This is a genomic window from Chryseobacterium formosense (assembly GCF_900116415.1).
Classification (GTDB): domain Bacteria; phylum Bacteroidota; class Bacteroidia; order Flavobacteriales; family Weeksellaceae; genus Chryseobacterium; species Chryseobacterium formosense.
The window spans coordinates 839512-861267 of sequence record NZ_FPAP01000003.1 but is presented as its reverse complement, the minus strand read 5'-3'; the positions used below and the strand labels follow the sequence as shown (position 1 = coordinate 861267).

The following is a 21756-nucleotide window of genomic DNA, read 5'->3' as shown; positions in this document are numbered from 1 at the left end:
CTATTTAAAACAAAAACACTAAATTTGCATCACATTTAGACGAAATATCAATAATTAAAGTGCTCAATACGGAGCGCAACACAAACAATTTATGAGTGCACCTCAAGCAATTACAGAGTTGATTACTCTTGCAGACGGCAGAGAAATCACAATCGAAACAGGGAAGCTGGCAAAACAAGCTGACGGATCTGTAGTAGTAAAAATGGGCGGAACAATGCTTTTAGCAACAGTTGTAGCCAACAAAGAAGCCAATCCTGGTGTAGATTTTCTACCGTTAACAGTTGATTACAGAGAAAAATTCTATGCAGGCGGTAAAATCCCCGGAAACTTTTTCAGAAGAGAAGCTCGTCCTTCAGACCAAGAAATTCTTACAATGCGTTTGGTAGACCGAGTTTTAAGACCTTTGTTCCCTGAAGATTTCCACGCGGAAGTTCAGGTAATGATTTCATTAATTTCTTATGACGGACAGTCGATTCCTGATGATTTGGCAGGTCTTGCGGCGTCTTCAGCGATTGCAATTACCGATATTCCTTTCAACGGACCAATGTCTGAAGTGAGAGTAGTAAGAATCAACGGTGAACTTTCAATCAATCCTAAATTCGAAGATCTTAAAAATTCTGACCTTGATATTATGGTTGGAGCAACTAAAGATTCTATCGTAATGGTGGAAGGTGAAATGAAAGAAATCACAGAAGCAGAAATGCTTGAAGCGATTACTTTTGCTCACGAAGAAATCAAAAAACAAGTAGAAGCTCAGGAGAGATTAGCTGAAAAAGTTGGAAAATCATTCCCAAAAAGAGAATACAACCACGAAAATCACGATGAAGCAATTCGTGAGAAAGTTTGGAAAGAAACTTACGATAAAGTATACGAAGTAGCTAAAACTCCTTCAAGCAAAGAAGAAAGAGGCGAGAAATTCAAAGCGGTACGTGATGAATTTTTAGCTCAATATGTTGAAAATGCTGAGGAATTGGAAAGAGTGACACCTTTCGTAAAAGTATATTACCACGATGTGGAAAAAGAAGCGATGCGTCAGATGATTATCAATGATAAAATTCGTCTTGACGGTCGTGATCCTGAAACAATCCGTCCGATCTGGAGCGAAATTGACTATTTACCGGGAGCGCACGGTTCTGCAATCTTTACAAGAGGAGAGACTCAGTCTTTAACGGCTGTAACTTTAGGTTCGGTAAAAGATGCAAACATGGTAGACAGCGTAATGGTAAACTATGACGAAAGATTCTTCTTACATTATAACTTCCCACCATTCTCAACAGGTGAGGCACGTCCTTTGAGAGGAACTTCAAGAAGAGAGGTTGGTCACGGTAACTTAGCTCAAAGAGCTTTGGCAAATATGATTCCTGAAGAAAATCCTTATACCATCCGTATCGTTTCTGATATCCTTGAATCTAATGGTTCATCTTCTATGGCGACTGTTTGCGCAGGAACTTTAGCATTGATGGATGCAGGTATTCAGATTACGAAGCCGGTTTCAGGTATTGCAATGGGATTGGTAACTGATGTTAAAACAGGAAAATTTACGGTACTTTCTGATATTTTAGGAGATGAAGATCACTTAGGTGACATGGACTTCAAAGTAACAGGAACTGCAGACGGAATCACAGCTTGTCAGATGGATATCAAAATCCAGGGACTTTCTATGGATATTATGGAGAAAGCGCTTCTTCAGGCAAGAAACGGAAGACTTCACATTTTAGATAAAATCACTGAAACAATTGCTGCTCCAAGAGAAGATGTGAAACCTCATGCTCCGAAAATGGTGATGATGGAAATCCCTAAAGATTTCATCGGTGCTGTAATCGGACCTGGTGGAAAAATCATTCAGCAGATGCAGAAAGATACAGATACTGTTATCGCAATTGAAGAAGTTGGAGAAATCGGTAGAATTGAAATTTCTGGTGTTAGCAGAGAAAAAATCAACGAGGCGATTGCGAAAATCAATGAAATTACTTTCGTACCGGTTGTAGGTGAAGTTTACCAAGGTAAAGTTGTAAAAGTAATGGATTTCGGAGCTTTCGTAGCGATTGCTAAAGGTACTGAAGGACTTCTTCATATCTCTGAAATCGAATGGGCTCGTCTTGACAAAGTTCCTTATAAAGAAGGAGACGAAGTTGAGGTGAAATTCATGGGTTACGATGATCGTAAGAAAATGAAGCTTTCAAGAAAAGTTTTGTTGCCAAGACCACCAAGACCGGAGAAAAAAGAAGGGGAGCAGAGAGGTCCAAGACCAGAAGGTCAAAACAGACCGGAGAGACCTGCGAGACCAGAAGGAAAAGTAAATCCTGAAGGACAAGATCAGCCGGGAGAACACAAGCCTTTGAACGAACCACAAGATCAATAATCTTATAAATATTAAAACTACCGAATTTCGGTGGTTTTTTTGTTTTTGATCAGTGTATATAATGCTGTAGTTAATTTTTTTAAGTATAAAAAAGCTATTGTTTGAGAAGATGATGGTTAATCAAACCTAAAAAAGAAATACACGACCGCTGCCCATTCTTTTTTAATGCCTTTTGCATAGCCAATCGTACTGCGGCTACTGTTTTCTACCGTTCCATCATCTCTGATATAACCAATCGTTGAACGGCTGCTGTTTTCTACCGTTCCGTCTTTTTTTACGTAGCCTACCGTAGATCGGCTTTGATTTTCTATCGTACCATCATCTTTTATATATCCAATCGTGCTTCGACTTTTATTCTCAATGGTTCCGTCATTTTTAATGTAACCTACCGTTGAACGACTGCTGTTTTCTATTGTCCCATCGTTTTGAATATAGCCTGTGGTGCTTCGATTTCCTGATTCAATAGTTTGGGCAGCAAGGAGGGAAAGGTTTAAAAGTAGAGAGAAAATGAATAGTGTTTTTTTCATGGGTTTGTTGTTTTTGGATGGAGTATCATAGATTGTATATTGGCATTAAAATGTATACGAAAATCTGTGAATAAGTTTAATATTGCCATATTTTTGGAGTATACTATTTCAGAAGTTGATAATTTTGCTATTTTTCAGTTAAAGCCTTCAATAAATCCAATATTTTTTTTTAAACCAGAATTTCTTTTTGTGATAAAACCCCTTTATATTCTTTATCTCCATACAAGGTGTAATTTATTTGATTCTTTGATAATATAACTTTGCCAAGCATTTCATACATGTTTTGATTAATTGCACGCTGAGAGACCATTATTCTCTTGAGATCATCGTTGTAATGAAGTTCAGCAGGAGACATGTCATAAGAAAACTGTTTACCATCAATTGTAAAAGTCGCTTTTTTGAATCTAGGATTTTTCTCATCAGGAAAATTATTGCACAATATAATTAGAGCCACTGAATTATTGACAAAAATATTAGAAGTCACCAAAAGGTCAAATTCATTTTCCGGACGTATGATTAAAGTTTCATCAGTTTCCTTTTTGCCCATCAATACAAAACCCTTTTTTAGTGAAGGATCTATCTGAGTATACTTTCTTATCAACGGTAGTTGTATATAATCACTTCTACCAATCTGGGCATTAAAAAGACTAAACGAAACAAAAAATAGAGTGGAAAATAAAAAACTTTTCATTTAATAATTTTTCTACTAAAATATGAAAAACCTTAAAACTTATGGATGATATTTTTTCTACATTTTTTGATAATAGTAAATTATTTGCTTTCACAAAGATTCTTCGCTCCTTGGAATGACAATGTGTATATTTGAAATATTTTTAAATTAGAGATTGCTTCGTCACTTCGTTCCTCGCAATGACATTATCCATTCCCCGCTCTCTGCTTCAAATCATCCGCACCACCGGTTCTTCTTGGCTGTCCGTTTTTGGATGAGCCGAAATTATAAGTATAAGAAAGGGTAACAACACGGGTATCTCTTCTTACAACAAAATTTTCGATGTAGTTGGAGTAGATGTTTTCGGCTTCAGGATTGCTTTTGAAGAAAATATCATTGAAAGAGAATTTCAAAGTACTGTTTTTAAATTTCTTCTGAGCACCGATGTTCAAAGACCAGATAGGTTTCAGATGCATATACGCATATATCTGTTTTGCCTGATAATTTCCCGATAACTCTGCAGAATATCCGTTCCCGATTTTAAATGAATTGATGCTGTTGATGTTAAAAGTAAAATTCCCCTGATTTTTGATGTAGGTATCCGAAATATTTCCGGTGTAGGTTCCATAGTAAAAATTGGCATTGTTATTCATATCCCACCATTTGGTTACTTTTACGGGAGCAATCAGATTTAAACCATAATAAGAAGCTGAACTGAGGTTTTCTACCGCCTGAACAACTACGATGTTTCCATTCTCATCGATTGGTTTCAGAACATCTGTAATATTATTCTGTGTTTTACTGTAGCTTAATGTGGCAAAATATTTATTACTTAAACTGTAGGTAAATTCATAATTCATCGTGGTTTGCGGATTTAAATCAGGATTTCCGGCTTGGTAAGTTGTAGGATCAAGATAAAATTTAAAAGGATTCAGCTGTCTGTAAGTCGGTCTTGTAATTCTTCGGCTGAAATTCAGCTCGACCGTATTTTTTTCATTTAAATCATAAGAAAAAACGGCGCTCGGAAATAGTTGCGTATAATTCTTCTTATTAATCTGATTGGTAGTTAGCTGATTTCCGGTCACGTTGGTATTTTCAAGTCTTAAACCAAAATTCACTTTGAATTTTTCCCAATTTTTAATCACATTTCCATAGGCTGCATTGATGTTTTCTTCGTAAATAAAATGATTGGTTTTCGACTGGTCTATCACAGATGTTCCAGAACTTGCATCGAAAAACTGAAGGTCGTTGTCTGCTTTTACAAAACTTGTTTTTACCCCGGTTTCCAGTTTCCAGTTGTTGCTGAAGGCTTTGGTAAGGTCGGATTTTGCGGAATAAATATTCAGGTTTCCATCCAAATTTCCTTTTAAAATGTAAGGATTAGGCTGAACAGGCGAAAAGTTTCCGTTCACATCAAAATTTTGAGTATTAAAATTCTGAAGTGATGCATTGGAATAATTGATATAATCCAAATCGGTTGTCAATTCTGAACCCAAAGAATCAATTTTGAATTTATGGTTGAAGTTAAGTGATGCATTTTTCCAGTGGTCACGGTTGTTGCTGGTCGTAACGAAACTTCCTGCAGGCTGATAATTCTGATTCAGAATCTGAGTCTGGTTGGTGCTTGTCGGATCAAATCTGTTGCTCACAAAACCAACTGAAAAACCCAGAATATTTTTATCGTTGGCATGATAATCCATCCCGACTTTTGCAATGTGATTGCGGAAATTCATTTTCAGGAAATTATCCTGAACATAAGCGTTGGTAAATGTTCCATTGTCATAAAAGTTTCTGTCGAGCATCAACTGATTGTAAAATTCTCTATAGGCAAAGCTGTAATTGGCAAAAAGATTCACTTTTTTATTTCGGTGGTTGATGTTGAAACTGTTGTTATTTTTGATGAATTTTCCCGTTCCCAAAGATGTAGAAAGACTTCCATTGGTTCCTTTTCGCTGGTCTTTTTTTAATTTAACGTTGATAATGGAAGTTCCTGCTGCATCGTATTTTGAAGAAGGATTGGTAATAAACTCAATTTTCTCAACGGTTGAAGATGGAATTCCACGGAGATAGTTAGCCAGATCGGTTCCGGACATCGGGGTATTTTTTCCGTCAATCTGAACGAGAAGATTTCCTTTTCCACGTAGACTGATATTGTCGTTGCTGTCAACATTTACACCCGGAGCTTTTTCAAGAACTTCAAATGCTGAATTTCCGGTGGCGGCAATGCTGTTTTCAACATTAAGGATCATTTTTCCGTCCTGTCTTTCGATGTAAGGTTTGGCTTTGGTAATTGTAACGCCCTCAATTGTTTTTTCATTTAAATGAATTTGTGGGAGATTGATGTTTTCTTTTACTGAAATCGCTTCTGATTTATAAGCTTCAGAACCATTTTTATTAATTTGAACATAATAATTACCGTTTGCAAGATCATTGAATGTGAACTTTCCGTTCTGGTCAGCGAGTTCAGTTTTCACCAGTTTATTTTCTGTATTAAACAAGTTGATTTCTACCTGACTGGCTTTGTCAGATTCTATGCTTCCCGAAAGAGAATAACTTTGAAAAGCGGTTTGTGCAGAAATTTTGTTGCTGAAAAATGACATCAGCAAAACAAAAAGGAATAGGATTAGTCGTGTCATCGTGCTTTATTTTTTTGTATTAATTGTATTTTCTGATATTTTCAGAAGTACGTTGTTCATGATTTGAAGGTCTTCTTTGGAAATACCTTCCAATGCAATTTTTCTGTTGTCTTCAACAATTTTCTGAACATCTTTAATGATTTTTAAACCTGATTCGGTGACTTCAAGATGGGTTTTCCTTCGGTCGTTGGCGTGAACGGTGCGAATCACGTATTCCGATTTTACGAGCAGATCAATAATTCTCGTGACCGATGCGTTGTCTTTAAAAACCAGATTTCCAATTTCATTCTGTGTGATTTCAGGATTTTCAAGAATCGCTTTAATAATGAGCCACTGGTCGATGGTTATCGTAAAACCATGAAGTTTCAGCTGTCTCTGAGCGTAATTTCTATAAGCTCTGATCGCTTTATCGATGTTGTAAAATATAATTGAATCTAACTTTTCCATGATAAAAATTTTAATAATGATTTATCAATTATTGATATATCAATTAATTTGTTGCTGAAATTTTTTATTTGTTACAATTTTTTTAGAAATAATTTGAACCAATTTTAAGCTCAAAATTTCAGATTCGTAAGTTGTTGACATTGAAAAAGTTATTGAAATGGCCGATTCCAGAAAAAATTGTCGTATATTTGCAGAAGCAATTAATAGAAAGGTTTTCAGGCTTTTGTTTCAGACACAGCTTAAAACATTTATTTTTTCTCTCAGTTTTCACATTTCAGATGCTTCAGTTTATTCCTCAAAAAATACTTGTGTCGCAATCTTTTATCATTACTGAAAAACAATAGAATACCTTTCTGATTTAATCGGGAAAAGTATTTGGATAGAATGGGATAGATTATCGAAAAGAAATCTTATCTTTAACAATCAGCACGTAACAAATAAATTTTAATATATATATGGCGGATTCTTTCTCTAAAAAAGAAAATTTTAAGAAAAAAGTACAGAAAGCAAAAGAAAAAGCTCAGAAAAGAGAAGAGCGTAAAACAGTCAACAACAAAGGAAAAAGTCTTGATGACATGATCATGTATGTTGATGCAAACGGACAATTGACTTCTACACCTCCTGATAACAGCAATGTTGAAGAATTTGATATCAACAATATTCAGTTGGGTGCAGCTCCTATTGAAGCTGAAGAACTTGTGAAAACAGGAATCATTACTTTTCTAAGCGAAAAAGGATATGGTTTTATTACCGAAGACAGTTCTAAAGAGAACGTTTTCTTCCACACCAACAACGCAACAGAAGTGTTGAAAAAAGGAAACAAAGTTTCTTACGAAAAAGAAAAATCGCCAAAAGGTTTTTCTGCAATCGATATTAAAATCGTGAAATAATTTTTTGTTTTGAACTAAAACAGATTAGAATATCATATAAAAGGCTCCGGATTCGGAGCCTTTGTTTTTTAGTGACTGTATAGGTTTTCTCTTATTTCCACTAAAATTTTTGTGGTTTTCTCTATGTCTGGAAACTCAGGTAATGTAGAAAGTGAATGGTAGTGTTCAATCGATTTGATCAGGATTTCGGCTTTTTTCATCACGGCTTCATACGACCAGTTTCCTGCTTTGATATCTAATAATTCATCACGATTTTCTACTCGAATATTCAAAGAATTTGTTTTGAAAATCTGGTCACAAGACTGCAAAAGACGAATTGTATGCATCATATTTTTGCTGTCGTAGTTCTGTCCGTGGTTTTGATTGACGTTATAACGGTCTTCATTTCGCTCCGAAACCCACTTCCAGTATTCACGGTAATCTTTGCAGTACGTGGAGTAGGCATCGAGATTACAGAATAAATAGGCAACCGGTTTTTCTTCTTTCGGAACTGATGAAACGGAAACCTGATTGGCTTCTTCGCTCTGGATAATTCCTTTATAACTCAAATCTCCCGATTCGTCGTAGAAAAGCGCAAATATTCCTTTGGTATTGTCGATGCTTACCAAACCGCATTTTTCCTGAACTAAACTACCCCGTCCTTCGGACACTCCTCCAAAGGAGGGGAATTCTCGTAGCCATTTTTTCAAAGGAGTCGAGCCTTGATTCTGCAAAATATAACAAAAATCGAGAATAGATTTTCTCTCTTTATCAATCGGATTCAGAATCTTTTTGTTGAGTCCTTTTGCCTTTTTGATCTGCGAAATCGCGTAACCTGCAAACGTATCTTTACATAATTTGGAAAGAAAATCTTCAGGTTTCAGCAAATCCATCAACGGATTTTTATGTTGAATACAGTCTTCCGGACTTGCCAAAACTTCCAGGATATTCGGATTGTTTTTCTGCAATAATTCTACAAATCTCCCGATCTCATAATACGTAATATCATTCGTCTCATTAGAAATCTGCGGAATATAGTTTAAACCAAAAAAGTCTTCTCTTGGTAAGAAATATACTCCGCGGATGTCTGTATCTGAGTTCTCTGTGGCGAGCCCGAAAGAGCGGCTTCCAGAGATGGTTTCGAAGAGGATGAGGCTGCAGGATTTTATTGATTTTATTTCTAACATATTAATTTAATTTTTAATACAACTTTGCACAACCACTTCCAAAGCCTTCTCAGCATCACAATCATACAAACCGGAACACCAAGCCGGATTTGCTTCGATCAAAGCCCAGCCTTTTTCTTTGATGATTCCAAAATCAAGAACAATTGCTTTTGGCAGCGTTTCAGAATAGTTTTTCATGAAATTGTTGAAAAACTCAAACAGGTCTTTTTCTTCTGTTTCAGAAAGCGGATTGGTATCGAACGCATTGTTTCGCCAATAGGAAGAATAGGTTTTTATTTCATTATTTAAAACAAAACATCTCACTTCAAGTTCCCATTCCACAACTTCCGAGGTGAATACCGTATTTTCCAAATCCAGTGTATCAAACCCTTTGATATTGGTTACTTTATTGAAAACTCCGGCTTTAAAATTTTTAAAATCAGAACATTTGATGAAAATATTTTCTTCATGTAGAAAGTCTTTCAACTGCCCATATGAAATTTTACGTTTAGTAAACTCCTCTGAAATCTTTGAAAGCCAATTGTTATCAGGTTTTGTCAAGATTAAATTACATTGTTCCGCAACAATTTCTGCATAGATATCTTCGCCATACACTGCAATCAGATCCGCACGAAATTCTTCGGGAACATTCCATTTGGCGTTGAAACGGCTCAGTTCGTAAGGTGAATTGAGCGATGCTTTTTTCAGATTGTTGCTGTCCTCCGTGTACATGGGAGAGAGGGCAATTATATTTTTCATGTAATTAAATTTTTTTCTATTAATTTTTCAATAAAATCATAGCGGTTCTGTTCTGAAATACTGTCAAAAACGACACTCCAAACGTTTGAAGAGTTTGTAGTAGCGTGGATAAGATTTACTTCATTTCTCCATATTAAATTATACTTATCTGAACATTCATTTAAAAAAATATAATCAGACATAGACTTTGAAAACTCTTTTATATCTGGAATATCATAGAAAACGGCAGGAAGTTTCTTGTAATATTTATGTTTTTCAAAAAATGCTTGTTGCTCGATAAATGTTTCGAAACTTTCATAATAAAAATAGAAATCATCCGAATCACAGCCACAATCTCTGATGGCAATTTCTCCGTTTTCTGCAAGATATAGGCTGTTATTTATTGAAAACAAATTTTGTCCTTGCCACTGATAAATGTTGAGCCCTTTATTTTCTTTTACTTGTTTTGGCGTAAAAATATGAATTACAATATTTTCAAGGTTAAGTCCTGAAAATTTTTCTTGAAATCTTAAAATTTCGGAAGAGTTTTGTAAATGATAAAACCTTAAATGTTTTTCTAAAATATCCAAGTCAATTTCATATTCTTTATTCTTTCCACACTTTTCAATAAAATGTAAAGCTCTTTCAGATAGTTGTTTCATATTTTTTACTTTCATTTATAGTGATAATATTTCTCTAAAAACCTTCTCCATCTCACTTTTATCTGTATTCCCACCTTTTAGACTCTTCGCTCTTTCCTCATTATCCAATATCATTTTCTCTAAAGATCCAAAAAGTTCCCAGTCATTTGGGTGATGATAAGATTCTCCTTTTGTAGCTTTTAAGGCTATTAAATTTTCTATTTCCATTCTTGTAAAATTATCGACTAAAACGAGCAATTCACTGAATAAAACTGGTGGAACTGTTCCTTTTTCTAATATCCATTTTCCTGTCAAGGCTGTTTGAAGGCAGTAGAAATAAGATTTCAATTTTACTTCGTCGGTTCTGCAGGCTTCCAGATACTTTTTGCTCATGCTCAGATAATGATAAGAAACCGCTATCGGAGAAAAGCATTCATCCGCCAAAGGTTTGAATAATTCATAAAATTTTTCATTTTTTATATAAACGATAGGAGAGTAGAACCAGCTTAATAGAGCCGCATTCGACTTCAATAATAAATGAAAAGTCTTCCTCAAATCCCATCCGGAACCGTCGAGATCGTCTTCTGTCATGAATTCTATCGTTTCATCTTTATCCCACGGCGACAGATACCAGTCTTTTTCGTGTCGATATATGAATCGTATGTCATAATCGCTGTCAGGAGACGCAAAACCCCAAGCTCGGCTTCCTGATTCTACGGCAAGAAGTATTTCTATGTTTCTTTTTGCCTCTATTTCTTTTAATTTTTCTAGTATTTTTGGTGTCATTTTTTTTTTATTTTGGTTAAACGCAAAGGCGCAAGGTTTATAAAAATGTGCAGATTTAAGGCGCAAGAAAATCAAAGATTTTCAGCAAAATATTTAGCATGAAATTTTATCGAAGATAAAATCCTTGCCTCTTATAGTTTTGAGTTGTAAAAAGAAATTGCGCCTTTGTGTACAACAAAAAAACTAAGCTTTTCTAAATTTTTTCTTCTTTTTCCAAGGTGCATTCTTCTGAACATCACCTGCCATAATACATCCGTAAGGCATCACTTCATCCAACACTTTGCAAAGTCCGTATTCTTCAATCTGTGCTCTCACGTTTTTAGCACTTTTATAAGCGGTCGGAAGTTCAGAAATATCAATTTCATTAGAGAAGAAACGGATATCTAATCCTTTAGTTTCTTCTTCAAAAACTTCTTCAATTGTTTTATGAGCCAAAGATTTTTTATGCTGCGTTCTGCTGAAATTTCTTCCTGCTCCATGGGGCGCAAAACCCAAATTTCTCTCGTTTGTTTTTCCCTGAACGATCAAAACGGGTTCTGCCATATTCAATGGAATCAATCTCGGTCCTGTAATATCCGGCATAAATTTATCATCCAAGGGCGTTGCTCCTTTTGCGTGGTAAAACAAATCTCCATCCTTGAAAACGAAATTATGTTCGTTCCAATATCTGTCTTCTTTTTCAATTCCTAATTTATTCAAGGTCGCATCGTGAATAGAAGTATGGTTTTCTTTCGTCCATGTTCTGATCAGCTGAAGCGCTTCCCAATACGATTTTCCTTCTTCAGATTCAAATGGAATCCAGGCGTTTTCTCTCAATGTTTCAGGAGAATTTTCTATTCTGAATTTGTTCGCAACCTTCATTCCTTTATCATACAAAGCCGCTCCGGGAGCTCTTGAACCGTGGTGGGTCACCAACATCGTATTTCCTGTATTCTTAGAAATTCCGACAAACAGGAAGTGATTTCCGTCACCCTGCGTTCCCATATGAGAACGGGCAATGCTGATTAATTTTTCGTCATTCAGGAAATCATTCACTCTGAAAGCATCCATTAATTCCTGAGACATTTCCATTTGCTCACCTCTCGGTCTTCCTCCGTATCCAAAATGCGTGATGGAATGCGCCGCATCCAAAACTTCTTTAGGATCTGCTTTTCCAAAGTCCGTCAACATTACCGAACAACAGATATCTGCGCTATGGAATCCGGGATGGATTGCGTTTTTCGCAACAACAACTCCTCCAACGGGAATCTGACCTACAGGACCTGTCGGACAGGCATCGGGCATTACTGCACCGGCAACTAAAGTTGGCGTCTTCATCAAAACCTTCATGGTGTTGATTACTTTTTCCACGTTATCATTTTCGCTTTCATGTTCAGCTCGGATGTTGATGACAAAATCTTTTGCCGTTTCATGAAGCGGAATCAGTTCTGGTTGTTTGAACTGTTTTAAATATGCTGTGATCTGATTTTCATCTAATTGATTTTCATTGATATGCGAAATCGCTTCTTTAAACCATTTCGCCGATCTGTATCCTAATTCTATTAAGCTGTTTCCGTTAAATTCCATCTTGTTTCATTTTGTTGATGCAAAGTAAAAACTAAAGTATGCAATCTTTTTGCGTAGATAAAGTTATTTTAATTATTTTTGGAAAAATTTAAATAAAATGTTGTTTGAACAGTTAGAAAACGCACCACAAGAAATTCAATTTACTGATGTCATAGCTTTCATTGATGAGCATTATGACTTTACACCGACAAAATTCACGAACGGGAATACTGTAAATGAAGTGAATCAAAATAATGGTTCATGTAAAGTTTTCAGTTTCGGAAAACTGAATGATTTATCCAAAGAAGAAACTTTGGCTTTGTTTGGAGATTTTTACAGAGAAGATGTTTTAAAAAATCCTGAAGGAAAGGATCATCAGAATATCAGAAACTTCATAGAATTCGGTTGGGACGGAATTTCTTTTGAAGGGAAGGCTTTGCAAAGAAAGTAAATTCACCATTGTGCAGAATGATTTTAATCACAATTTCTGTCATTCTGAATGGAGCGAAAGCGCAGTGAAGAATCTATTTCTAAACTGTACAAAATAGATTTCTCCTAATGTCTAAATGACAATGATCAGACAAAATTTTCAACTTTCTGCGTGAGGGATACGGAAGGTCTGACTGAAAGGAAGAGTCTCGGCGCGGGGCGAAGCCCCGCGCCGAGACCGAAACGAAGTGGAGCCTGTAGCAGCCCGGCCCGAAGTGATGGTGCTGGAAACCTCATAGGTTTTCAAAACCTATGAGGTTTAGAATTGGAAAACGAAGGGACACGCCCAAATAAAAATAAAGCCCATGTCATCAAATAAAAACGCCTTAATCCGATACAAGACACTGGATAAATGCCTGAAAAATAAGTACCGACAGTATACTTTGGAAGATCTGATCGATGAATGTTCCGAAGCGTTGTTCGAATTTGAAGGAAAAGAATCTTTTGTGAGCAAACGGACTGTACAACTTGATTTGCAGAATATGCGAAGTGAAAAATTCGGGTATGAAGCGCCGATCGAAGTGTATGAAAGAAAATACTATCGATACAGTGATCCGGATTACAGTATTCATAATATTTCCGTGAATGAAAGTGACCTGAAAGCGATGAACAATGCGGTGCAGATTTTGAAACAGTTTAAAGATTTTTCGATGTTTAAAGAAATGAATGGTGTCATTCAGAAACTGGAGGATTCTATACATGCGACAAGTCAGAAATCGATTATTCATTTGGATAAAAATGAGCAACTGAAAGGCTTAGAACATATTGATATTCTATATGATGCAGTTTTAAATAAAAAGGTTTTAAATATCACATATAAAAGTTTTAAAGCCAGAGAATCCGACTCGTATGTTGTTCATCCGCAATTGTTGAAGGAATTTAATAACCGTTGGTTTTTGATCTGTTCGAATAAACAATATGTATACAATTTGGCTTTAGATAGAATGGAAAATATTCAGATTGAGGAAAAAATTGATTATATCGATATGAATCTCGATGGCGATGAATATTTTAAAGATATTATAGGGGTTACAGTTTCTCCCACGATGGCTCCCCGAAAGGTTGTCTTTTTTGTGGATTCGCATAATGCTCCGTATGTTAAAACAAAACCATTTCACGCAAGTCAGGAAATTGTAAGTGAATCGAATGAAGGTACGGTCTTTAAAATCTGTGTACAGCTGAACTATGAATTGGAGCGGCTTCTTTTAGGTTTTGGAGAATGTTTAACGGTTTATAAACCCAGAAAACTCAGGGTGAGATTGCAGGAGAAATTCGCTGCTGCAAAAAAGAACTATGAAAATTTGATCGTAGATGATGAAGATTAAGATTTGTGGCTTGGAAATTGTAATGATTCATCAAAAATAAATAAATATGAAATCCAGAATATTAAAAGCCGTAGTCGCTCTTGTAGTACCCATTGTTGTTGAGTTTATTATCAAAAAAGTAAGCGAGAAAATCGATAAAAAGAAAGACGTGAAAGATGCGAATACATCAATTCCTTCACCTCATTAAAATTATAAGCCTTCCTAATTGGGAGGTTTTTATTTTTCAATCCATTCTCTGAAATCTGCTGTCTGACTTTGGCTTGTGATAAGTGGATTTTCCCAACCTTTAATTTCTAATGCCAAAGCATTTTTCGAATAACGCTCAAGTTTTGTAATGCTCTTCTTATTGACCAGCTCGCTACGGTTAATTTTAAAAAATTCGTTAGGATTGAGCTGAGATTCTATTTCTTTAAGCAAGGTTTGATTGAGTAAATGTTTTTTACCGGAATCATCAAAAGCAAAAACAACTCCTTCTTCAGCTTTAAAAAATGTGATATGTTCAGTTTCTAAAAAATAAATTCCTTTATTGCTGATCACACTGAATCGCTCTTTGAAACCTTTAGGCTGAATTTGTTTTTGAATCTGGCTGATTTTCAATAAAATTTTGTCGGAATCATGAGATTTATTTAATACTAAAAATTTATTCCAGGCTTTTTGAAAACGCTCTAATGTAAAAGGTTTTAGAAGATATTCAATTCCATTTGTTTCAAAAGCATTCATCCAAAATTGGTCATAAGCAGTTGTAAAAATAATCGGGCAGGAAATTTTCACTTGGTCATAAATTTCAAAAGCATTTCCGTCTAATAATTCAATATCTGAAATAATAAGATCAATAGATTTTTCTGTCTTAAAAAACTCTACAGCCTGTTCCACATTATCGATTTCTGCTAGGATTTCCGTAGTTTCTTTTAACTCATCAATAAATCTGATGAGCTTTTTTCTTGCCGGAATTTCATCTTCAATAATGACTATTTTTATCATGCTTCTGGAATTATAGGTAGGGCTACGGAAAATTGATCGTTGGTATTTTGAATTTTTATCTGATTTCCAGTTAGTAAAAAATACTGTTCGTTGAGGTTTTTTAAAGCTTTTCCTGATGGAGATTTTGTATTTCTCTTTTGAATACTATTATTTGAAATGGTAAGGTTTTCATCAATTCTGACTGTAATAAAAATAGGATTTGTTTCTGTTCCGAAATTATGCTGAATGGCGTTTTCCAATAATAATTGAAGACTTAGCGGGACAATAAAACCTTGAGATTGATGGCTTTCTATGTTTAGTTGATAAGATTTTCCGTATTTGTGCTGAATCAGTTTGAAATATTTTTTAACGAAAGCCAGTTCTTCATCAATTTCTACCAATTTTTTATCCGAAACCTGCAAAACATAGCGGTAAATATCTGCAAACTCATTGAGGAAATCTGATGCTTTGGTTTTATCTTCTTCAATAAGCTGATCGAGAATATTCAGGTTATTAAATAGAAAATGAGGGTTGAGTTGATTTTTAAGTTGATTGATTTTGGTTTCGGAAAGCATTTCATTAAAATTTGCAATCTGTTGCTGGTTTTTCTGATTTTTCCGGTAGTAATAAAAAGCTAAAAAGAAACTTCCGTAAATAAAAGCATTCAGAAAGTCTGAGATGACATTATTGAGAAATGTTTGCGAATTAAAGTTCCTTTCAAAAGTATTAAAAATAAAAGCTATAATAAGTTTAAAAATATTAAGTATCACCAAATATAAAAGAAGGGAAGTTCCAAAGATTTTAAAAATTTCTTTAAAATTGAAATTATCCGATTTTTGCCAATAGATCATCAGGAAACGCATGATCAGAAAGAGAATGCCGGCATTTACAAAATACAATACCGGAGCTTCCGGTGTGAAAGTGTACCAGTTGATCTCTCTTTCTGTCTGAAAACGGATTTCTATGGTTTGAACATAAGAAAAAAGAAAAATAAAGAGTAAAAAGTATTTGTTCTGCTGTATTTCGTTTAAAATTTTCTTCATGATTTTGTTACAACAAAATAGTTCTATAAAAATACAGAACTATTTATAAAGTTTAGAGTGGAATATGTTTTAAGATTTATTTTGCTCGATTTTCGGGAAATGAAGCGGTGATATTTCCTTTATCATCATAAAAATCGAGCTTTGCTTTGTTTTCTTTGTCTACATAAAACATCGCTTTAGGTAATCCTTTTGCATCAAAAAGAAACAAACCATCTCTTTGTCCGCGAGATTTTCCGAGCATAATTCTTGGAGTTCCCTGTTCAAAATTTTTAGTTCTCTGAGATTCATTTTTAGAACGATCGTTGAATGTAAGGCTGCTTCCCACAAACCTTTCATTGCCCTTTTGATAATCTTCAGATAACAATTGCATGATTTGGTCGCCATCGTATTGATCATGTGTGAATGAAAGTCCTGAAGAATGACCATCTGCATTTTTTTTACCGTCATAGATGAAACCGCCACATTCCAAGCCTTCTTCATTGAAGAATAACATTCCGGAACGTTTTTTACGCTTTTCGTTAGTGTACACGTCGTTTATTTTGATTTTTCCGTTTGGAAAGCGATCTACATTGGTAATTATCATTTTGACGGTGCCATCTTTTTCTACGATATTAATTCTTTCCACATCGATTTCTGAAAACTTTTGATTTCCATTGCTTTTGAAAGCTGAATTGACTAAAAAGAAAATTGCAATGGCCATGGAAAAGGCGAAAGTTCTTAAAAATATAAGCTCTCTGTTGATACGTTTTTCTGTCATAATTGTTTGATTTTATGAAGCAAAAGTATCATGAGTACAAATTGGAATCAAGAACTCTTTTTTGAACTAAGGAAATAAAGCGATCATCTAAGAATATTATAAGATGAGTGAATTTTTAGCTTAATTAAATAAAATCATACACTCCGTTTTTCCAGCCGAGAACTTTTGAAGAATCTGCATTGAGCCAGTTTTTAAGAATAGTTGCATATACTTTTCTGAAATCTTCGGTGTAAATCAAATCTCCGTCGTTGAGTTTTTGTAAATCAGGAAGTGCATTCAGAATACCTTTCCTTTTTAACCCTCCGCTGATGAAAAACATCTGATTGGCTGTACCGTGGTCGGTTCCGTTGCTTGCATTTTGGGCAACTCTTCGTCCGAATTCTGAAAAAGTCATTAGTAAAATATCATTAAACAATCCGTTAGATTTCATGTCGGCGACGAAAGATTTTACCGCATCATTAATCTCTCCGAATAACTTTTGCTGTCTTTCATTTTGATTGACGTGTGTATCAAAACTTCCTATTGAAAGATAATAAACCTGCGTATTGATGTCTGATTTTATCAAAGAAGAAACCGTTTTGAAGTCCTTTCCCAGTTTAGAATTTGGGTATTCCTGAGTTGTTTTTTTTGCTTTACTTTTTTCAAAAATATAATCAGCATTATTGATGGTTGAGCCTAAAGTCTGATATAGATAAGAAACCGTTTCGTCATCATGATGATGGTCGTGGTCGTACAAAGATTTGAAATATTTTTCCTGACTGGTTTGATACAGTTTTTTAGGATCTTTGAAGGCAAAAGCTTTATTGTTTTCTCCCTTCAAAGCTAAACTCAGCATATCATCAACTTCCAGTGCCTGCGTCGGATGTTCGCATTTGTAGCATTCTTCATCCAGAAATCTTCCGAGCCAGCCTGTTTCGAGATATTCGTCGCTTTTGCTCGCAGAATGCCAAATATCCATGCTTCGGAAATGGGATTTGTCAGGATTTGGGTAACCCACATTATTCAAAACCGAAAGTTCTCCACCGTCAAAAAGCTCTTTAAAATACGAAAGGGCAGGATTGATTCCTGTTTCATCATTTAAAGCTAAAGAATTCTGGATGGCAATTTTATTTCTTTCCTTAAAATAAATATCATTTCTTGTCGGAATAATCGTATTTAAACCATCATTTCCACCTGTAAACTGCAAAACGATCAATATTTTCTGATTCGGATTCAGCGCATTATCCAAAGTCATTGATTTCAGAAAACTAGGCATCAGTAACGAAGCGGTTGCCAATGAACTTATCTTTAAAAATTCTCTTCTTTTTATAATCATGATTTCAATTTTGTAGTTATGAAATATTTTATTTTATGAGCTGTAAAAGCATTCATCTTCCAGCATTTTTACATCAGCTGATATTCCGGTGTTGACATCAGATTGATAATATTCATTTTCAAACTTTGATCAGAAAACTGACTGACCGTTTTCATATTGATTAACTCTGTATTTTGAATGAGATAATCTTCAGGTTTTTTATTTTTAAAAGTTTTTTCCACGGCAAGCCAGTCAATCGTAATGTTCGGATTTTTAAAAGCTTTTATTAAGGCTTCTCTTGATTTCATTCCCATATCAATATCGTCATCTTCTTTTGCGGAATATTCCATAGGTCTTAAACCTGACCAGATTTGCGGAATCTGAAGTCTCAGCATCAGAGTCGAACTGTCAATCCATGATTTTCCACTTGGCCAACCTGCAACATTTGGAGGAAACAATAGCATTTGTCCCAATAATTTTTGATAAACCGTTATATTTTCAGGATTTTTAATTTCCATTGGAAGAATTCTGATGATTCCTGCAATCAGTTCTGTAGGAGATTTTATTCTGTTGCCTACATTTTTTTGATCATAGAACCATGAACTTGAAAATATGTTTTGCATGAGTTTTTTTAAATCATAATTAGAAGTATATAATTCTTCACTCAGCTCGTTGATATTGTTTTGGTCAGGATTTTCATTCACAAAAAACTTGTAAATTTTTGTCGTAATAAATTTTGCGGTAGCTTTTTGTTCGAGAATGATATTTAAAACATCATCTCCGGTAAAATTTCCTGTTTTTCCGAGAAAAGTTTTGGCTCCTGTATCATGCTGTTTTGGTCTTTCAGTAAAATTTCCTTCTTTATCATAGCCCCATCCTGTAAAGGCTCTTGCGAGTTCTTTAATGTCATTTTCTGTATAATTTCCTCTTCCCATCGTGAAAAGTTCCATGACTTCACGGGCGAAATTTTCGTTGGGATGATCTTTTTTATTCTGCTGATTGTTCAGAAACTGAAGCATTGCGGGAGATTTACTGACTTCAAACAATAATTCTTTAAAATTTCCCAGTGCATTTTTTCGGATAACATTTAATAGTTGCCGGTTGAATTTTGGATTATTCACACGTGTTGCAAAATGACCATGCCAGAAAAAAGCCATTTTTTCTCTTAGCTGATCTTCACTTTTTGTCATCTGAGTAAGAAAATTCAGATTGAGTTCTACGTTTTGTTTTTGGGTAATTTTCTGCGCTTCTCTCTTTTGATCTGCAGTCGCTTTAGGATCGGTGTATTCTATCGATATAAAATCCGGAGTGTTATAAGTAATCTCTGTAAACGGATATTCCTTAAACAAATCAGCAACCATGGTCTTGCTTTTTTTGTTTTTAATATCTTCTATCTGCAAAATGCTTATACCAAAACCGGCACGCGAAATCAGATGTTTGTTTTGTGAAAATGGTGTACCCATAGCATACTTTATTTTTAGACGTTGCTAATGATGATAGGTTAAATTATATCAACTCAATTTAATATAAAATTATTATACCAGATTTAAAATAATTTAAACAAATATTTAAATTTCTATAATTTTTAATTTATTGAAAATCATTTGTTAATGATAGTTATAAGCTTTTTGAACTGTGAAATAATTTGTTTTGGCATGATTTTTACATCTTGCAAACCAGTAAAATTTATAAAAATCAGAGTTATGAAAATGTTTAAACAAACCCTATTAGCAGCTGGAATTTTGACAGCAGGTTTAGTAAGTGCACAGGATGCTTCGATGAATAACATGATCAAAGTAGGAGCTACAGCCGGTTTGGCAGTTCCTGCAGATAACTTGTCTGCGGCAGTTGGGGTTGATGTGGCGTATCAGAATTTGATTACACCAGGATTCGGATTGGGTATTGCAACTGGTTATACACATTATTTTGGGAAAGATAACAACGGATATAGCAATAACGATGTAGGCGTAGTTCCTGTAGCGGCACTTTTCAGAGTGTACCCTAAACAGACAGGATTTTATTTCGGAGCAGATTTGGGATACGGTTTTTTAGTGGGAGATGATAAAGTTGCATCCAATTCTGCAGTTGACAGACCAAGTGGAGGTTTCTATTTAAAACCAGAGATCGGATACCACAATCAATACTGGAATTTCTTTGTACAATACCAGAAAGTTTTTGCAGGAAGTAACGGAGATATCACTGCACCGGCTTCTCAGGACTATAATGTGGGAAGTATTGGCGTAGGATTTTCTTACAATATTGCCTTAGGAAAATAATAATGTAAAATATAATTACTTATCATACAAACCTTTTCGAGTTTTTGAAAAGGTTTTTTGTTACCATACAAGAAATACCAAAACAATTATTATATTTGATAAAATTTGCGATTATGAACTTAAATCCAAAATTTCCTCTCTATTTACCGGGAGTAAAAAACGCCAATAATGATAATGTTTCGATTATTGGAGCTAATTTAAGAGAAGATATTACAACCATTGCATATTATACTTCGGGTAATTCGGGTATAGAATTGAAATTTCAAAACAATTATTCCACAAAAGATTATGCATCTTTTGCAGATGTTCTTTCTCATTTCATTAAAGAATCTCAGCTTGAAAATGTTCAGAGACTTGGAATTTCGGTTCCGGGGCCTGTTCTTGACGGAAAAAGTAATCCTGTACGTTTGAACTGGCATTTGGATGTAAACGAATATCAAAGCAAGTTCGGATTTGAGAAAGTTTATATGCTGAACGATCAGGAAGCTGCTGCATACGGAATTGGTCTTCTGGATGATTCTCAACTTGATGAAATTTATACAAGTGAATATCGTGAAAAAGGAAATGTTGCGATTCTTGCACCAGGAAACGGTTTAGGAGAAGCAGGTTATTTTTTCGACGGAAAATATTTAAGACCTTTTGCAACGGAAGGCGGTCATTCAGAGTTTTCACCGAGAACGAATGTTGAAGTAGAATTTTATCAGTTTTTAAATAATATCTACGGAATTGTAAGCTGGGAAAATGTGCTTTCAAAAACAGGTTTGTTTAATATCTACAGATTTTTAAGAGATGTAAAAAGACATCCTGAACCGGAATGGCTTTCGGAACGTTTGACAAACGGAAACTTCACTGAGGAGATTTTCAAAGCAGCAATGAATGAAGATGTTCTAATCTGTAAAATTGCTTTAGATACCTTCCTTGAGTTTTTAGCAAGAGAAGCGAATAACCTTACTTTAAAGCTAAAAGCGACTGGAGGTTTACTTATTGCAGGAGATATTCCGCAGATCTTCAGAGAGTATATAGATAAAGATAAGTTTTATCAGAAATTCAAGATCAGCGATAAGATGGAAGATATGCTGAAGAACATTCCTATTCTTCTGGTCAGTACAGACAGCACAAGTATTAATGGTGTAGCACTTTATACCGCTTATTATACAGAATAACATTAAACTCCGATTTAGTCGGAGTTTTTTTATGATGATTTTATTCATGCTTGAAATTATTT

Annotated in this window: 21 protein-coding genes; 7 read left to right on the top strand and 14 right to left on the bottom strand. The window is 34.8% G+C overall.

All coding sequences use genetic code 11. The features are described from left to right. The first annotated feature begins 91 nt into the window (after window positions 1-91). Window positions 92-2362: a polyribonucleotide nucleotidyltransferase gene (locus BM371_RS15275; RefSeq protein ID WP_034679336.1), complete on the top strand. Its 2271-nt coding sequence runs from the start codon at window positions 92-94 to the stop codon at window positions 2360-2362. 116 nt (window positions 2363-2478) lie between these two features. On the opposite strand, the gene BM371_RS15270 is transcribed toward BM371_RS15275, so the two are convergent. From BM371_RS15270 to BM371_RS15255, 4 genes are all read right to left on the bottom strand, one after another. Then, window positions 2479-2889, bottom strand: a complete 411-nt coding sequence (locus BM371_RS15270; RefSeq protein WP_034679337.1) for a 5-fold beta-flower protein — start codon at window positions 2887-2889, stop codon at window positions 2479-2481. A gap of 169 nt (window positions 2890-3058) precedes the next feature. Continuing rightward, window positions 3059-3580 (bottom strand): hypothetical protein, encoded by a 522-nt coding sequence (locus tag BM371_RS15265; protein WP_034679338.1) that lies wholly within the window; start codon window positions 3578-3580, stop codon window positions 3059-3061. A 185-nt stretch (window positions 3581-3765) separates the two neighbouring features. Beyond that, window positions 3766-6195, bottom strand: coding sequence for a TonB-dependent receptor domain-containing protein (locus tag BM371_RS15260; RefSeq protein ID WP_081874597.1), 2430 nt, complete (start codon window positions 6193-6195; stop codon window positions 3766-3768). A 6-nt stretch (window positions 6196-6201) separates the two neighbouring features. After that, entirely contained in the window at window positions 6202-6642 is a 441-nt protein-coding gene (locus BM371_RS15255; RefSeq protein WP_051883047.1) for a MarR family winged helix-turn-helix transcriptional regulator, read from the bottom strand. 455 nt (window positions 6643-7097) lie between these two features. On the opposite strand from BM371_RS15255, the gene BM371_RS15250 reads away from it, so the two are divergent. Further along, window positions 7098-7532, top strand: a complete 435-nt coding sequence (locus BM371_RS15250) for a cold shock domain-containing protein (protein WP_034679342.1) — start codon at window positions 7098-7100, stop codon at window positions 7530-7532. A gap of 68 nt (window positions 7533-7600) precedes the next feature. On the opposite strand, the gene BM371_RS15245 is transcribed toward BM371_RS15250, so the two are convergent. The 5 genes from BM371_RS15245 to BM371_RS21020 all read right to left on the bottom strand — a co-directional run bounded on the left by BM371_RS15245 (window position 7601) and on the right by BM371_RS21020 (window position 11826). Continuing rightward, entirely contained in the window at window positions 7601-8698 is a 1098-nt protein-coding gene (locus BM371_RS15245; protein ID WP_034679344.1) for a nucleotidyltransferase domain-containing protein, read from the bottom strand. A 6-nt stretch (window positions 8699-8704) separates the two neighbouring features. Beyond that, window positions 8705-9436 carry an ATP-grasp domain-containing protein gene (locus BM371_RS15240; protein ID WP_034679347.1) on the bottom strand — a complete coding sequence of 244 codons (732 nt, stop codon included), beginning with the start codon at window positions 9434-9436 and terminating at the stop codon, window positions 8705-8707. Continuing rightward, the gene (locus tag BM371_RS15235) at window positions 9433-10092 is read right to left on the bottom strand and encodes a hypothetical protein (protein ID WP_034679348.1); all 660 of its coding nucleotides are present in this window, start codon (window positions 10090-10092) and stop codon (window positions 9433-9435) included. The genes BM371_RS15240 and BM371_RS15235 overlap by 4 nt, the downstream gene beginning before the upstream one ends. Beyond that, window positions 10093-10842, bottom strand: coding sequence for a nucleotidyltransferase domain-containing protein (locus BM371_RS15230; RefSeq protein ID WP_034679349.1), 750 nt, complete (start codon window positions 10840-10842; stop codon window positions 10093-10095). 183 nt (window positions 10843-11025) lie between these two features. Next, window positions 11026-11826, bottom strand: a complete 801-nt coding sequence (locus BM371_RS21020; RefSeq protein WP_394334190.1) for an RtcB family protein — start codon at window positions 11824-11826, stop codon at window positions 11026-11028. A 679-nt stretch (window positions 11827-12505) separates the two neighbouring features. Between BM371_RS21020 and BM371_RS15220 the strand changes: the two genes are divergently transcribed. The 3 genes from BM371_RS15220 to BM371_RS20605 all read left to right on the top strand — a co-directional run bounded on the left by BM371_RS15220 (window position 12506) and on the right by BM371_RS20605 (window position 14388). After that, on the top strand, window positions 12506-12838 hold the full coding sequence (locus BM371_RS15220; protein WP_034679351.1) for a HopJ type III effector protein: 333 nt from the start codon (window positions 12506-12508) through the stop codon (window positions 12836-12838). A gap of 343 nt (window positions 12839-13181) precedes the next feature. Beyond that, entirely contained in the window at window positions 13182-14201 is a 1020-nt protein-coding gene (locus BM371_RS15215; protein ID WP_034679353.1) for a helix-turn-helix transcriptional regulator, read from the top strand. Window positions 14202-14247: 46 nt separating this feature from the next. Continuing rightward, window positions 14248-14388, top strand: a complete 141-nt coding sequence (locus BM371_RS20605) for a hypothetical protein (RefSeq protein WP_165571800.1) — start codon at window positions 14248-14250, stop codon at window positions 14386-14388. 29 nt (window positions 14389-14417) lie between these two features. Here the strand turns inward: BM371_RS20605 and BM371_RS15210 are convergent, their stop codons facing one another. The 5 genes from BM371_RS15210 to BM371_RS15190 all read right to left on the bottom strand — a co-directional run bounded on the left by BM371_RS15210 (window position 14418) and on the right by BM371_RS15190 (window position 19718). Further along, a complete protein-coding gene (locus BM371_RS15210; RefSeq protein ID WP_034679355.1) occupies window positions 14418-15182 on the bottom strand; it encodes a LytR/AlgR family response regulator transcription factor in 765 nt (254 codons plus the stop codon). Next, a complete protein-coding gene (locus BM371_RS15205) occupies window positions 15179-16204 on the bottom strand; it encodes a sensor histidine kinase (protein WP_034679357.1) in 1026 nt (341 codons plus the stop codon). Before BM371_RS15205 ends, BM371_RS15210 begins: the two co-directional genes overlap by 4 nt. A 76-nt stretch (window positions 16205-16280) precedes the next feature. Then, a complete protein-coding gene (locus tag BM371_RS15200) occupies window positions 16281-16961 on the bottom strand; it encodes a hypothetical protein (protein ID WP_034679360.1) in 681 nt (226 codons plus the stop codon). 124 nt (window positions 16962-17085) lie between these two features. Beyond that, window positions 17086-18276, bottom strand: coding sequence for a DUF1501 domain-containing protein (locus tag BM371_RS15195; RefSeq protein ID WP_051883048.1), 1191 nt, complete (start codon window positions 18274-18276; stop codon window positions 17086-17088). 68 nt (window positions 18277-18344) lie between these two features. Beyond that, window positions 18345-19718: a DUF1800 domain-containing protein gene (locus BM371_RS15190; protein WP_034679364.1), complete on the bottom strand. Its 1374-nt coding sequence runs from the start codon at window positions 19716-19718 to the stop codon at window positions 18345-18347. A 240-nt stretch (window positions 19719-19958) separates the two neighbouring features. Here BM371_RS15190 and BM371_RS15185 point away from each other — a divergent pair, with 240 nt between their 5' ends. Both BM371_RS15185 and BM371_RS15180 read left to right on the top strand, forming a co-directional pair. Further along, entirely contained in the window at window positions 19959-20531 is a 573-nt protein-coding gene (locus BM371_RS15185) for a hypothetical protein (RefSeq protein ID WP_034679581.1), read from the top strand. Between the two features lie 113 nt (window positions 20532-20644). After that, entirely contained in the window at window positions 20645-21694 is a 1050-nt protein-coding gene (locus BM371_RS15180) for a glucokinase (protein WP_034679365.1), read from the top strand. The last annotated feature ends 62 nt before the right edge of the window (window positions 21695-21756 follow it).

Excerpts from the sequence above, each read along its gene's own strand:
- BM371_RS15265 (WP_034679338.1), bottom strand. The coding sequence starts at position 3,580 with ATGAAAAGTTTTTTATTTTCCACTCTATTTTTTGTTTCGTTTAGTCTT.
- BM371_RS21020 (WP_394334190.1), bottom strand. The coding sequence starts at position 11,826 with ATGGGAACGCAGGGTGACGGAAATCACTTCCTGTTTGTCGGAATTTCT.
- BM371_RS15250 (WP_034679342.1), top strand. The coding sequence starts at position 7,098 with ATGGCGGATTCTTTCTCTAAAAAAGAAAATTTTAAGAAAAAAGTACAG.
- BM371_RS15240 (WP_034679347.1), bottom strand. The coding sequence starts at position 9,436 with ATGAAAAATATAATTGCCCTCTCTCCCATGTACACGGAGGACAGCAAC.
- BM371_RS15270 (WP_034679337.1), bottom strand. The coding sequence starts at position 2,889 with ATGAAAAAAACACTATTCATTTTCTCTCTACTTTTAAACCTTTCCCTC.
- BM371_RS20605 (WP_165571800.1), top strand. The coding sequence starts at position 14,248 with ATGAAATCCAGAATATTAAAAGCCGTAGTCGCTCTTGTAGTACCCATT.
- BM371_RS15190 (WP_034679364.1), bottom strand. The coding sequence starts at position 19,718 with ATGGGTACACCATTTTCACAAAACAAACATCTGATTTCGCGTGCCGGT.
- BM371_RS15275 (WP_034679336.1), top strand. The coding sequence starts at position 92 with ATGAGTGCACCTCAAGCAATTACAGAGTTGATTACTCTTGCAGACGGC.
- BM371_RS15220 (WP_034679351.1), top strand. The coding sequence starts at position 12,506 with ATGTTGTTTGAACAGTTAGAAAACGCACCACAAGAAATTCAATTTACT.
- BM371_RS15255 (WP_051883047.1), bottom strand. The coding sequence starts at position 6,642 with ATGGAAAAGTTAGATTCAATTATATTTTACAACATCGATAAAGCGATC.
- BM371_RS15245 (WP_034679344.1), bottom strand. The coding sequence starts at position 8,698 with ATGTTAGAAATAAAATCAATAAAATCCTGCAGCCTCATCCTCTTCGAA.
- BM371_RS15195 (WP_051883048.1), bottom strand. The coding sequence starts at position 18,276 with ATGATTATAAAAAGAAGAGAATTTTTAAAGATAAGTTCATTGGCAACC.
- BM371_RS15205 (WP_034679357.1), bottom strand. The coding sequence starts at position 16,204 with ATGAAGAAAATTTTAAACGAAATACAGCAGAACAAATACTTTTTACTC.
- BM371_RS15235 (WP_034679348.1), bottom strand. The coding sequence starts at position 10,092 with ATGAAAGTAAAAAATATGAAACAACTATCTGAAAGAGCTTTACATTTT.
- BM371_RS15185 (WP_034679581.1), top strand. The coding sequence starts at position 19,959 with ATGAAAATGTTTAAACAAACCCTATTAGCAGCTGGAATTTTGACAGCA.
- BM371_RS15200 (WP_034679360.1), bottom strand. The coding sequence starts at position 16,961 with ATGACAGAAAAACGTATCAACAGAGAGCTTATATTTTTAAGAACTTTC.
- BM371_RS15215 (WP_034679353.1), top strand. The coding sequence starts at position 13,182 with ATGTCATCAAATAAAAACGCCTTAATCCGATACAAGACACTGGATAAA.
- BM371_RS15260 (WP_081874597.1), bottom strand. The coding sequence starts at position 6,195 with ATGACACGACTAATCCTATTCCTTTTTGTTTTGCTGATGTCATTTTTC.
- BM371_RS15210 (WP_034679355.1), bottom strand. The coding sequence starts at position 15,182 with ATGATAAAAATAGTCATTATTGAAGATGAAATTCCGGCAAGAAAAAAG.
- BM371_RS15230 (WP_034679349.1), bottom strand. The coding sequence starts at position 10,842 with ATGACACCAAAAATACTAGAAAAATTAAAAGAAATAGAGGCAAAAAGA.
- BM371_RS15180 (WP_034679365.1), top strand. The coding sequence starts at position 20,645 with ATGAACTTAAATCCAAAATTTCCTCTCTATTTACCGGGAGTAAAAAAC.